The sequence below is a fragment of the Streptomyces sp. WP-1 genome, assembly GCF_030450125.1.
GTDB classification, from domain to species: domain Bacteria; phylum Actinomycetota; class Actinomycetes; order Streptomycetales; family Streptomycetaceae; genus Streptomyces; species Streptomyces incarnatus.
On the sequence record NZ_CP123923.1, the window covers coordinates 4,307,114 to 4,318,616 of the forward strand.

The window sequence follows — 11,503 nt, forward strand, 5'->3', positions numbered from 1 at the left end:
CTTCGGCCGCTTCACCTGATCTGCCTAATTTCGGCCTTACCCGGTGCGGAGTGCGGTTCGGATGCGCTCACCGCACCCACGACTTCGCACGCCGCCCACCGCGGCGGCTCCTGGAAGGAACTCCCGAACGTGAAGCTTCAGCGCAAGAACCGGCTGCGCGCCGTGACCCTCGGTGCTCTCGCCGTCTCCGGCGCCCTGGCCCTGACGGCGTGCGGCTCCGACGACAACGGCGGCGGTTCCAAGCCCTCGGGCGGCGCGTCCGCGTCCAACGCCTCCTCCATCAAGTGCGACGGCGCCAAGGGCCAGCTGCTCTCGGACGGTTCCTCCGCCCAGAAGAACGCGATCGACGCCTGGGTCAAGAACTTCTCGCAGGCCTGCGGCGTGCAGATCAACTACAAGGCCGGCGGCTCCGGTGCCGGTGTGACCTCCTTCACCCAGGGCCAGATCCCGTGGGCGGGCTCCGACTCGGCGCTCAAGCCCGAAGAGGTCGCCGCGTCCAAGAAGGTCTGCTCCGGCGGCCAGGGCATCGACCTCCCGATGGTCGGCGGCCCGATCGCCATCGGCTACAACCTGAACGGCGTGGACAACCTCGTCCTGGACGCCCCGACCCTCGCCAAGATCTTCGACGGCAAGATCACCAACTGGAACGACGCCGCGATCAAGAAGCTGAACCCCTCGGCGAAGCTCCCCGACCTGAAGATCCAGGCGTTCCACCGCTCGGACGACTCCGGCACCACGGACAACCTCACCAAGTACCTGAAGGCCGCCACCCCGGAGAACTGGAAGTACTCGGGCGGCAAGACCTGGCAGGCCAAGGGCGGCCAGTCCGCCGCGCAGTCCTCGGGCGTGGCCCAGCAGGTCAAGCAGACCAACGGCGCCATCGGCTACTTCGAGCTGTCGTACGTCGGTGACGGCGTCAAGGCCGTGAGCATCAGCACCGGTGCCTCCCAGCCGGTCGCCCCCAGCACCGACAGCGCCACCAAGGCCATCGCCGACGCCAAGGTCATCGGCACCGGCAGCGACCTGTCGCTCCAGCTGAACTACAACACCAAGGCCGACGGCGCCTACCCGATCACCCTGGTGACGTACGAGATCGCCTGCGACAAGGGCAACAAGGCCGACACCCTGCCCACCGTCAAGGCGTTCCTCAACTACATGGCTTCCGAGGACGGCCAGAAGCTCCTCACCGGCATCGACTACGCGCCGATGCCCGACGCGATCATCGGCAAGGTCCGCACCACCATCGCGGGCCTGAGCTGACCTGATCCGAGAGTGCGGCCCGGTCCCACGGCCTCCCCGCGGGCCGGGCCGCACCGTCCGGTGCACCGCCGCCACGAGCCGTACGCCCCCACCGGGGCGAGCGGCTCCGCAGACCGGAGAACCCGATGGACACAACGAAGACAACCGACGTACCACCCCCCGCACCCCAGCCGACCGCCGAACCGAAGAAGAGCGCGAACCGCGGCGCCGGCCGCGCCGGTGACCGCATCTTCCTCGGCCTGTCCCGCGGCTCCGGCATCCTGCTCCTGGTGATCATGGCCGCGATCGCGGTCTTCCTCACCTACCGCGCGTCCCTCGCGATCAGCAAGGACCACGGCAACTTCCTGACCACCTTCGAGTGGAACACCAACCTGATGCCGCCGTCGTTCGGCATCGCGGTCCTGGCCTTCGGCACGGTGGTCTCCTCGGTCGTCGCCATGGTCCTGGCCGTGCCGGTCGCGGTCGCCATCGCGCTGTTCCTCACGCACTACGGCCCCCGCCGGATGAGCGGCCCGGTCGCCTACGTGATCGACCTGCTCGCCGCGGTGCCGTCCATCGTGTACGGCCTGTGGGGCGCCCTGATCCTCGTACCGCACCTGAACGGCCTGTTCGGCTGGCTCGACGAGTACCTCGGCTGGACCGGGATCTTCTCCTGGCAGGGCGGCGCGCCCCGCTCGATGCTCACCGTGGGCATCCTGCTCGCGATCATGATCCTGCCGATCATCACCAACGTGAGCCGCGAGGTCTTCCGCCAGGTCCCGCGGATGCACGAGGAGGCCGCGCTGGCCCTCGGCGCCACCCGCTGGGAGGTCATCCGCATGTCGGTGCTGCCCTTCGGGCGCTCCGGCGTGATCTCCGCCTCGATGCTCGGCCTCGGCCGCGCGCTCGGCGAGACGATGGCCGTGGCCACGGTCCTCTCCCCGACCTTCGACATCCAGACCAGCCTGCTCGACCCGGGCGGCGGCACCTTCGCCCAGAACATCGCCAGCAAGTTCGGCGAGGCGACGCAGGACGGCCGGGACGCGCTGATCGCCTCCGGTCTGGTCCTGTTCGTCATCACCCTGCTGGTCAACGGCGCGGCCCGCGCGATCATCGCCCGCCGCAAGGAGTACTCGGGGGCCAACGCATGAGCACCGCAGCCGTCACCGACAAGCGCGGCAGCTCGCTGCGCAGCGCCAGCCTGCCGAAGTGGTCGCCGTGGGCGATCGCCGCGGGCGCGATCGTGGTCGCGGTGGGCATCGGCGAGGGCGCCGGCCTCACCAGCCACGTGCAGTGGGGCGTGATCGCCGCGCTGCTGTTCGTCCTCGGCACCTACGTCATCGCCTCCGCGGTGGAGGGCCGGCGCCAGGCCAAGGACCGCATCGCCACCTCGCTGGTGTGGGTCGCCTTCCTGCTCGCCGTGGTCCCGCTGGTCTCGCTGGTCTGGACGACCGTCAAGCGCGGTGTGAAGGTCCTCGACCCCTACTTCCTGACGCACTCCATGGGCGTCGTCGCCGACTCCGAGCCGGGCGGCGGCATCTACCACGCGATCATCGGCAGCCTGGAGCAGGTCGGCCTCGCCACCCTGATCGGCGCGCCGGTGGGTGTGCTCACCGCGATCTACCTGGTGGAGTACGGCCGCGGCGGCCTCGCCCGCGCGGTCACCTTCTTCGTCGACGTCATGACGGGCATCCCGTCGATCGTCGCGGGCCTGTTCATCCTCAGCCTGATGCTGATGGCCGACATGCAGCCCTTCGGCTTCGCCGGCTCGCTGGCGCTGGCCATCCTGATGATGCCGGTCGTGGTCCGCTCCACGGAGGAGATGCTCAAGCTCGTGCCGAACGAGCTGCGCGAGGCGTCCCTGGCGCTCGGCGTGCCCAAGTGGCGCACCATCCTGAAGGTGGTCCTGCCGACCTCCATCGGCGGCATCACCACGGGCATCATGCTGGCCATCGCCCGTATCGCGGGTGAGACGGCGCCGGTCCTGCTGCTGGTGTGGGGCAACTCCTTCATCAACAACAACCCGTTCTCGGGTGCCCAGCAGGCGCTGCCGCTGTACATCTACCAGCAGTACTCGCAGAGCTCCGGTTCCACGGCGGCGTACGACCGCGCCTGGGCGGCCTCGCTCACGCTGATCGCCTTCGTGATGATCCTCAACCTGGCGGCCCGCGGCATCGCCCGCTGGAAGGCCCCCCGCTGACTATGTGCGGCTACCACCGCGTGACCGGTCGCTGACGCGGCCTCCACAGCGACTGACGGAAGTAGTGAAGTAGCAATGGCCAAGCGAATCGATGTAAGCGGACTGACCGCCTACTACGGCTCCCACAAGGCGATCGAGGACATCTCGATGACCGTCGAGCCCCGCTCGGTGACGGCGTTCATCGGGCCCTCCGGCTGCGGCAAGTCGACGTTCCTGCGCACCCTGAACCGCATGCACGAGGTCACTCCGGGCGGGCGGGTCGAGGGCAAGGTGCTGCTCGACGACGAGGACCTGTACGGCAACGGGGTCGACCCGGTGTCGGTGCGGCGCGAGGTGGGCATGGTCTTCCAGCGCCCGAACCCGTTCCCCACGATGTCGATCTTCGACAACGTGGCCGCCGGTCTCCGTCTGAACGGCAGCTACCGCAAGAGCGAGCTGAACGACATCGTCGAGAAGTCGCTCAAGGGCGCGAACCTCTGGAACGAGGTCAAGGACCGCCTGAACAAGCCGGGCGCCGGTCTCTCCGGCGGCCAGCAGCAGCGGCTCTGCATCGCCCGCGCGATCGCGGTCGAGCCCAAGGTGCTGCTGATGGACGAGCCGTGCTCCGCGCTCGACCCGATCTCCACGCTCGCGATCGAGGACCTGATCGGTGAGCTGAAGGAGCGGTTCACGATCGTCATCGTGACGCACAACATGCAGCAGGCGGCGCGCGTCTCCGACCGCACGGCCTTCTTCAACCTCGCCGCGGTGGGCCAGCCCGGCCGCCTGATCGAGATCGACGACACGGAGCGGATCTTCTCCAACCCGTCGGTGCAGGCGACGGAGGACTACATCTCCGGCCGCTTCGGCTGAGCCGGCGGTGGCGTAGAACTCCTCGCGGTGCTGCATGGCGGTGCCACCACGAGGACGCGAAGGGCCCGCCCCCGGGATTCCCGGGGGCGGGCCCGCCGCGTTCGCCTCCGTAGAAGTCCGTGCAAGTTCGTCGCGTCGCATGCCTCACGACGGGCAAGCTCGTGGACACGGATCGCTCACCAAGGCTGAAGGAGGCCGCCTTATGGCGCTGCACATGCTGGGAAAGGATCCCGGGAGCCCGGAAGGCAAGTCGCCGACGGTATATCTGGACGACGAGAAGGACACCTACCTGGTTCAGGGCTGGAAGGTGGACGACGGGGACAAGCGAGCGCAGCTGGATCTCCCCGGCCACGAGGACGTGGTGGAGATCCCGCGGCGTATGGTGCAGTTTTTCCTGGAGGTGAACGGCGTTGACCGCACCGACGCTTGAGGAGCGGCTTCGAGGCTGCGTCCGTTCTGCCGTGCACTTGGAGATGCGCGACGGATACATGCGTTCCGACCCTCGGTTCGCGGCCTGGCAGAAGGGTGTCCGGGACGACCCGGCCGACCGCGACCCGGTGCGTCGGCCGTGGCTGCGGCTGATCGCCGACCTGGTGGGCCGAGGGATCGAGGTGCGCAGAGCCCGTATCGTGTCGGAACCGGTTTCGGACTACATCAGGTTCGAGCACCACCTGACCGGCCCCACCGTGGTGGCAGGTGAGCAGGTTCGCTGGCTGCCGCGCCGTCTGGCGTCCGGGCTGGCCCTTCCGGGCAACGATTTCTGGCTCTTCGACGACAGCTCGGTGGTCTTCCACCATTTCGCCCGGGGACGGAGAAATGGCCCCGGACGACGAGGAGTTCACCGACGACCCGGCGACCGTGAAGCTGTGCGCGGACGCGTTCGACGCCGTGTGGCCCCTGGCAGTGCCGCACGCCGACTACCGGCTGTCCTGATCGTCCGCCCCTTGCCTGACCCCGAGGACGTCGGCCTCGTGATCCGCCGCGTCCGTCCTCGCCTGGCTGCGTGCTCTGCGGGCCGGCCCGCGCCAGCCGCAGGTGCAGCGGGCCACGCAGAAGCGGCCCTGTTCGGTCGTCGTCGTCAGATGGTCCGGGTCCCGCGCGTCCTGCTCCGCCACGCCGTCCACCGTACCGAGAAGCCAAGGGCAGAGCGTGACGGCAGTCCCCTACTCGTCGTTAACCGGACGACAGGGGGGCCGTAACGGACGTACCGGCTGGGGGAAGGCAGGGCGATGGAACGGCGGCAGTACAGACGGCGCACGGGCAGGACGGCCGGCGCGCTGGGCCTCACGCTCGCGCTGGGCGCGGGCGTGGGCGGCTGCTCGGACCTCGGGCTCCCCGCGGCGGACGTCAGCAGCGGCGCGGGCGATCCGATCACCCTGCTGACCGGCGCCGCCGCGGCGCTGACCGACGCGGGCAGTTCCAAGGCCGGTACCGCCATGGAGATGGCCACGGGCGGCACCCGGGTCACCATCCGCGGCAAGGGGGTCTACGACTACGTCCACCGGCTCGGCCGGCTGACCGTCGTACTCCCCGAGGACCCGGCGGGCGCCGCCGAGCACCGTCCGCTCACCGAACTCCTCGCGCCCGGCGCCCTGTTCATGAAGAACCGGGGAGCGGGGGTGCCCGCCGACAAATGGGTGCGGGTGGAGACGGCCACGCTCTCCGACGGCAATCTGGTCACCGGGGGCGTCACCGATCCGTACACCGCCGCCGAGGTGCTGCGCGGCACCCGGCACGCGCGCTACGTGGGCCGCACCGAACTCGCCGGGGTTCCGGTACGGCACTACCGGGGCACCGCCGACCTCGCCCACGCGGCCCGGTACGCGCCCGCGGACGTACGGAATTCCCTGACGGCCGCGGCGAAAGGGTTCGCCACGGCGCGGGTGCCCTTCGACGCCTACCTGGACGACCAGGGCCGTCTGCGCAAGCTGCGCCAGCGCTTCAGCTTCGTCAACGGTCGGCAGAAGACGCCCGTCGCGGTCACCTCGACGACCCTGCTGTACGACTTCGGCGCCCCCGCCGTCGTCGCGCTGCCGCACGAGAGGGACATCTACGCCGGCCGTATCGCGGAGGACACGGGGACCGACGGGGCCTGAATCCGGCCACCCGCCGGCCTCGTACTAGTCCCTTGACGCCACCCCGTAAGTAGCCCGTCCGTGCCATGCGCGGTAGGTAAACCGCCTCCTACCCTAGGAGTTCGGTGACGTCAGGGAAGAGGTGAGGCGGGTGGCGGCGGTCGGCGGTACGGCGGTTCAGGACCATGTGGCCCTCGCCGAGATCGAGCTGTGCTGCGAGCTGATCATCGCGGCCTCGGCCGCGGAGGACCGGCTCAGCCTGGAGAGCATCGACGAGGTGCTGCGGGTGGAACGGCAGGAACGAGACAGCTGAGCCGTCGGCGCGGGGCTCAGGTGCGCAGCAGGCGGCCGATCGCCTTGGTCGCCTCGTCCACCTTCGCGTCGATCTCGTCGCCGCCCTTGAGGGCCGCGTCCGCCACGCAGTGCCGCAGGTGTTCCTCCAGCAGCTGGAGCGCGAAGGACTGGAGCGCCTTGGTGGAGGCCGAGACCTGGGTGAGTATGTCGATGCAGTAGGTGTCCTCGTCCACCATCCGCTGAAGGCCCCGGATCTGCCCCTCGATCCGGCGCAGCCGCTTGAGGTGCTCGTCCTTCTGCTTGTGGTAACCGTGCGTGGTGTGCCCGGCGCAGTCCGTCTGGTCGGAGGGTGCCGTGGCGCCGGCCTCGGTGGTCGTCATAGCGGGCCTCCATCTCGGGACGGGTGTTCTCGGTCACACACCGGGGGACATATCACCCGGCATACCCCTAGTGGGTATATGGTACCGAATTTTGCTGGGTATGGGGCCCTGGGTGCGCCCCCGTGATGATCGCTCTGCTCGATGGGCGACACTGGAGGGCGGCCCGATAGCCGTGGCCGGATGATGCGCCTAGCATCAGCCTGACCGAAACCGAAGCACCCCGAGGACCCCACGTGCGCTTTCGTCTGACCCCCAGGGAGACGAGCTTCTACGACATGTTCGCCGCTTCCGCGGACAACATCGTCACCGGCTCGAAACTCCTGATGGAACTGCTCGGGGCGGACTCCTCCGCCCGGGCCGAGATCGCAGAGCGTATGCGGGCCGCGGAACACGCAGGTGACGACGCCACGCACGCGATCTTCCACCAGCTGAACTCCTCGTTCATCACGCCGTTCGACCGTGAGGACATCTACGCCCTCGCCGGTTCCCTGGACGACATCATGGACTTCATGGAGGAGGCCGTCGACCTCGTCGTCCTCTACCAGGTCGAGGAACTGCCCAAGGGCGTCGAGCAGCAGATCGAGGTGCTGGCCCGCGCGGCCGAGCTGACCGCGGAGGCGATGCCGAACCTCCGCACCATGGACAACCTCACCGAGTACTGGATCGAGGTCAACCGCCTGGAGAACCAGGCCGACCAGATCCACCGCAAGCTGCTGGCCCACCTCTTCAACGGCAAGTACGACGCGATCGAGGTGCTGAAGCTCAAGCAGATCGTGGACGTGCTGGAAGAGGCGGCGGACGCGTTCGAGCACGTGGCGAACACGGTGGAGACCATCGCCGTCAAGGAGTCCTGAGGCGTCGATGGACACCCTGGCTCTGGTCGTGACCGTAGCGGTCGCGCTTCTGTTCACCTACACCAACGGCTTCCACGACTCGGCGAACGCGATCGCCACGTCGGTCTCCACGCGGGCGCTGACCCCGCGGGCGGCGCTGGCGATGGCCGCCGTGATGAACCTCGCCGGCGCGTTCCTCGGCTCCGGGGTCGCCAAGACGGTCAGCGAGGGGCTGATCGAGACGCCGACGGGCGGCACGGGGATGGGAATCCTCTTCGCCGCGCTCCTCGGCGCGATCGCCTGGAACCTGGTCACCTGGTACTACGGCCTGCCCTCTTCCTCCTCGCACGCGCTGTTCGGCGGCCTGGTGGGGGCGGCGCTCGCGGGCGGTACGGCGGTCCACTGGGACGGCGTGGTCGACAAGATCATCGTGCCGATGTTCCTGTCCCCGGTCGTCGGTCTGGTCGTCGGCTACCTCGTGATGCTGCTGATCATGTGGCTCTTCCGCCGCGCCAATCCGCACAAGGCCAAGCGGGGCTTCCGCATAGCGCAGACGGTCTCCGCGGCGGGCATGGCGCTCGGCCACGGTCTCCAGGACGCCCAGAAGACGATGGGTGTCGTGGTGATGGCCCTGGTCATCGCCGGGCACGGCACGTTCGACGACCCGATCCCGGTGTGGGTGAAGCTGGTCTCGGCGATGATGCTGTCGCTCGGTACGTACGCCGGTGGCTGGCGCATCATGCGCACGCTCGGCCGGAAGATCATCGAACTGGACCCGCCGCAGGGGTTCGCCGCGGAGGCGACGGGCGCGTCGATCATGTTCGGTACGGCCTACCTCTTCAAGGCGCCGATCTCCACGACGCATGTCATCACCTCGGCCATCATGGGCGTCGGCGCGACGAGGCGGGTGAACGCCGTGCGCTGGGGCGTGGCCAAGAACATCGTCCTGGGCTGGTTCATCACGATGCCGGCGGCTGGACTGGTCGCCGCGCTGGCCTTCGGCCTGGTGAAGCTGACGGTCCTCTGACCGTTCCCTCTTCCCCTCCTGCCCACCCTCCCGTCGGCCTTGCGGCCGGGCGGGAGGGTGGGCTTTTTCCTGACCCGCGGGCCGGGGCGTCAGCCGGCGTACTGCGGGAAGCGGCTGTGCCTGGTCGCGATCTGTTCGGCCGCGAGCACCGGCACCGTGAGATCGCCGGTGACCAGGACGTCCTGATTGCACCAGGAGCCGTCCAGCCGCACGGCCCAGCCGCCGGGCTCCATCGCCCAGTCGGTGTCGGAGAGCTTCACGACGACGCCGCTTCCGCAGGTGGACGCCCGGGACGCCTGCGAGACGATCCACTCGGCCTTCCTGGCCTCCGCCGCCCCGTCGTTGTGGCACCTCTCGGCCATCCGCCACAGCAGGCGCCACCCGACGCCGGGGGTCAGCGGCCCCACGTAGGCGAACTGCCGGTCCTCCACGAGGGTGGTCGCGTAGCCGAAGACGGGCCCGAACAGGGAGAAGACGGTCACCCGTCCCCGGCCTTTCGCTCCTTCGGTGGTCGCCACGGTCTCAGCGGCAGGGGCCGTCGCCGCAGCACGCCGGTTCGTTGCAGTCCGCCTCGGCTCCCCACAGGGACTCGTCCACCGAGAAGCCGTGGGCACGGATCCGCGCCACGACGTCCGCCATCGTCGCCCGGTCCCGGTACCGGGACTTGGGGGCATGATGGACGAACCGGCCGAACCGCGTCCGGCAGAACCCGGCGTACTCCTCGGTGTGCAGCATGAACGTGTGCCACCCAGGGTCCACGACCCTGGAAGGCGACATGCCCTCGCCGGTACGGCCCATGACCTCCACGAACGCCAGCGCCTCGCTCATGATCCGCTCGGCCGTGGAACGCTCGTGCCCGTACTCCTCGGCGCAGAAGTCCGTCAGCCGTTCGAACAACTCGGGTGCCACGAGATCCCGGCCGTGCCGCAGGGCGACGACCGGCCTGTCAGGGGCCACAGTCATGAGGATTCCTCTCTCCGGCTGGTTCGACACTCCTCATCTTCGACAGGCCGTGTGCACCGCTCCAGCCGATTTCCCGTTCCTGCAAGAAATGGTCACGGATTTCCTCGACCATGCTTCGCATGGCATCTCCGGAAACGGCAACGTCTGCAAACCCCTCGAATTTGTCGATGTAGAGAGAGATGTCTCGCGGATCGGTCACCACAAGTTCCGCGTGTACGGTTTCCACCGTCACCATGCGGTCGTCCTTGATCGAGAACGAGTGACTGGGGAAATCCACCTGCTGTGCGGACAACGGCACGACACGGAGATCGACGCCAGGGATTCGGGAAACGGAGATGAGCTTGTCGAGTTGCCCGGCCATCACCAGAGGCGGGACGATTCTCCAGCGCAGCACCGACTCGGTGACAATGAAACGAAGGTGTCGCCCCGGCTCGTACAGAATGCCCTGTCTCCCGAGTCGCGCGCCCACGGCCCGGGCGAGTTGGTCCGCGGTGAGGTTCTTGCGGCCGAGGACCGCCTGGACGTATTCCGGCGTCTGAAGGAGGCCGGGTACGAGCGAGGGTTGAAAGAGCCGCAACAGGGTCGTACGGGATTCCATCGCCTGGATCTGCTGCTGCTTGCGGTGATATCCGAGACGCCGGTACAGGCGCCAGGCCGTCGCCTCGGTCGCCGCTGCCCGAGCGGCCGACATGTACTTGGTCCTTGCTTCCTCGGAAATCCCGATGGCGGTCAGGATCTGTTCCACGTCCACGACGCTCGGCATGACGCTGCCGTTCTCGATCTTGGACAGCTTGGAACCGGACATGGCCGCCCTGCGGGCGACGGTCTTGGCTTCCATTCCGGATGCCTGCCGCAGCGCCCGCAGCGCGGACCCCAGTTCAGCCTTGTTCACTCCCCGTGCCGTGCCCACCATTCCGTGAACGGCACAGCCTGCGCCAGTGCCGTGTCACGGTAGGCGCGGAATTCGGCGATCAGGTCCCCCTCGGCGAATTCGCTTCCGAGGTATTTCCCGGCATCGTCGTACGACATCACTGCCGTAGCCGTACTGTCGAACATCCAGAAATCGGGTGCGTCCGGGATCGGGTTCGGCTTCTCGGTGACGTCGAGGATGAAGAACTCCTCACCGGCGGTCATGTTGCGCCGATATCCCCAGGACAGCTCGAACCGGAGATAATCCGTGAGCGGGCGGGACAGAATGTGCACGCGATACACGCGTTTCCCGGCCTCGGTGGCGTCCCCCACCGTCCTCAGCCACTCGGCCGCCTGGTACGACTCCGGCTGCTCCCGACCCGCCAGAAACGCCTGGTAGGCGTCGGCTCCTCCCGACCGGCTGTAGTCGTCCAGCGTCTCCAGCCGAAACGCTTCGCGCTCGAACGCGGTGAACCAGGCCCCCAACGTCCGGCTAGACGAGGTTGCCATCGACAGCCTTTCGGATCAGTTCGACGGGAATCTCGACGAGGGCCTCGTGCGCGGGGACCTCCCGACCGTGATCGGTCAGCAGGCCTCCCTGCACGACCAAGGTCCCCCGGTCGGTGGCGTACAGCGTCGGACACTCGCCCTCGTCGCAGTCACCCACCAGCCGCGTCAGCTCTACCACCGCAGTCTCCTTCGACATGTGGACCGGCGATCATCACTGATCG

16 protein-coding genes and 1 pseudogene are annotated in these 11,503 nt (G+C 68.4%); 10 read left to right on the forward strand and 7 right to left on the reverse strand.

Annotated features, from left to right (window positions below; translation table 11 throughout):
- Positions 1–129 precede the first annotated feature (129 nt).
- The 6 genes and pseudogenes from pstS to QHG49_RS18770 all read left to right on the forward strand — a co-directional run bounded on the left by pstS (position 130) and on the right by QHG49_RS18770 (position 5,224).
- Entirely contained in the window at positions 130–1,260 is a 1,131-nt protein-coding gene (gene pstS / locus QHG49_RS18745) for a phosphate ABC transporter substrate-binding protein PstS (protein ID WP_159702772.1), read from the forward strand.
- A gap of 125 nt (positions 1,261–1,385) precedes the next feature.
- Positions 1,386–2,390 carry a phosphate ABC transporter permease subunit PstC gene (gene pstC, locus QHG49_RS18750; protein ID WP_301490426.1) on the forward strand — a complete coding sequence of 335 codons (1,005 nt, stop codon included), beginning with the start codon at positions 1,386–1,388 and terminating at the stop codon, positions 2,388–2,390.
- On the forward strand, positions 2,387–3,439 hold the full coding sequence (gene pstA / locus QHG49_RS18755; protein WP_159702766.1) for a phosphate ABC transporter permease PstA: 1,053 nt from the start codon (positions 2,387–2,389) through the stop codon (positions 3,437–3,439). The genes pstC and pstA overlap by 4 nt, the downstream gene beginning before the upstream one ends.
- A gap of 75 nt (positions 3,440–3,514) precedes the next feature.
- Positions 3,515–4,291, forward strand: coding sequence for a phosphate ABC transporter ATP-binding protein PstB (gene pstB / locus QHG49_RS18760; protein WP_145485759.1), 777 nt, complete (start codon positions 3,515–3,517; stop codon positions 4,289–4,291).
- A gap of 202 nt (positions 4,292–4,493) precedes the next feature.
- Positions 4,494–4,721: a hypothetical protein gene (locus QHG49_RS18765; protein WP_301490428.1), complete on the forward strand. Its 228-nt coding sequence runs from the start codon at positions 4,494–4,496 to the stop codon at positions 4,719–4,721.
- A 43-nt stretch (positions 4,722–4,764) separates the two neighbouring features.
- A pseudogene (locus tag QHG49_RS18770) lies at positions 4,765–5,224 on the forward strand (DUF6879 family protein).
- Here the strand turns inward: QHG49_RS18770 and QHG49_RS18775 are convergent.
- Entirely contained in the window at positions 5,209–5,406 is a 198-nt protein-coding gene (locus tag QHG49_RS18775) for a hypothetical protein (RefSeq protein ID WP_145485761.1), read from the reverse strand. The pseudogene QHG49_RS18770 and the gene QHG49_RS18775 sit on opposite strands and share 16 nt — an antisense overlap.
- A gap of 114 nt (positions 5,407–5,520) precedes the next feature.
- Here QHG49_RS18775 and QHG49_RS18780 point away from each other — a divergent pair, with 114 nt between their 5' ends.
- The gene (locus tag QHG49_RS18780) at positions 5,521–6,387 is read left to right on the forward strand and encodes a hypothetical protein (protein WP_145485763.1); all 867 of its coding nucleotides are present in this window, start codon (positions 5,521–5,523) and stop codon (positions 6,385–6,387) included.
- A gap of 130 nt (positions 6,388–6,517) precedes the next feature.
- Positions 6,518–6,679, forward strand: coding sequence for a hypothetical protein (locus QHG49_RS18785; RefSeq protein WP_167532268.1), 162 nt, complete (start codon positions 6,518–6,520; stop codon positions 6,677–6,679).
- 16 nt (positions 6,680–6,695) lie between these two features.
- Here the strand turns inward: QHG49_RS18785 and QHG49_RS18790 are convergent, their stop codons facing one another.
- Positions 6,696–7,040, reverse strand: a complete 345-nt coding sequence (locus tag QHG49_RS18790; protein WP_145485765.1) for a metal-sensitive transcriptional regulator — start codon at positions 7,038–7,040, stop codon at positions 6,696–6,698.
- A 233-nt stretch (positions 7,041–7,273) separates the two neighbouring features.
- Between QHG49_RS18790 and QHG49_RS18795 the strand changes: the two genes are divergently transcribed.
- Positions 7,274–7,894 (forward strand): DUF47 domain-containing protein, encoded by a 621-nt coding sequence (locus QHG49_RS18795; RefSeq protein ID WP_037653474.1) that lies wholly within the window; start codon positions 7,274–7,276, stop codon positions 7,892–7,894.
- A 7-nt stretch (positions 7,895–7,901) separates the two neighbouring features.
- Positions 7,902–8,900, forward strand: coding sequence for an inorganic phosphate transporter (locus QHG49_RS18800; protein WP_301490429.1), 999 nt, complete (start codon positions 7,902–7,904; stop codon positions 8,898–8,900).
- Positions 8,901–8,989: 89 nt separating this feature from the next.
- Here QHG49_RS18800 and QHG49_RS18805 read toward each other — a convergent pair whose 3' ends face one another.
- The 5 genes from QHG49_RS18805 to QHG49_RS18825 are packed head-to-tail and all read right to left on the reverse strand — an operon-like array spanning position 8,990 to position 11,478.
- On the reverse strand, positions 8,990–9,382 hold the full coding sequence (locus tag QHG49_RS18805) for a hypothetical protein (protein WP_301490430.1): 393 nt from the start codon (positions 9,380–9,382) through the stop codon (positions 8,990–8,992).
- Positions 9,383–9,422: 40 nt separating this feature from the next.
- The gene (locus QHG49_RS18810) at positions 9,423–9,863 is read right to left on the reverse strand and encodes a hypothetical protein (RefSeq protein WP_201300600.1); all 441 of its coding nucleotides are present in this window, start codon (positions 9,861–9,863) and stop codon (positions 9,423–9,425) included.
- Positions 9,847–10,755, reverse strand: coding sequence for a helix-turn-helix transcriptional regulator (locus tag QHG49_RS18815; protein WP_301490432.1), 909 nt, complete (start codon positions 10,753–10,755; stop codon positions 9,847–9,849). The genes QHG49_RS18810 and QHG49_RS18815 overlap by 17 nt, the downstream gene beginning before the upstream one ends.
- Positions 10,752–11,282 (reverse strand): DUF6879 family protein, encoded by a 531-nt coding sequence (locus QHG49_RS18820; protein WP_301490433.1) that lies wholly within the window; start codon positions 11,280–11,282, stop codon positions 10,752–10,754. The genes QHG49_RS18815 and QHG49_RS18820 overlap by 4 nt, the downstream gene beginning before the upstream one ends.
- Complete coding sequence (locus QHG49_RS18825) at positions 11,266–11,478, reverse strand: hypothetical protein (protein WP_159702745.1); 213 nt, start codon at positions 11,476–11,478, stop codon at positions 11,266–11,268. The genes QHG49_RS18820 and QHG49_RS18825 overlap by 17 nt, the downstream gene beginning before the upstream one ends.
- Positions 11,479–11,503 lie beyond the last annotated feature (25 nt).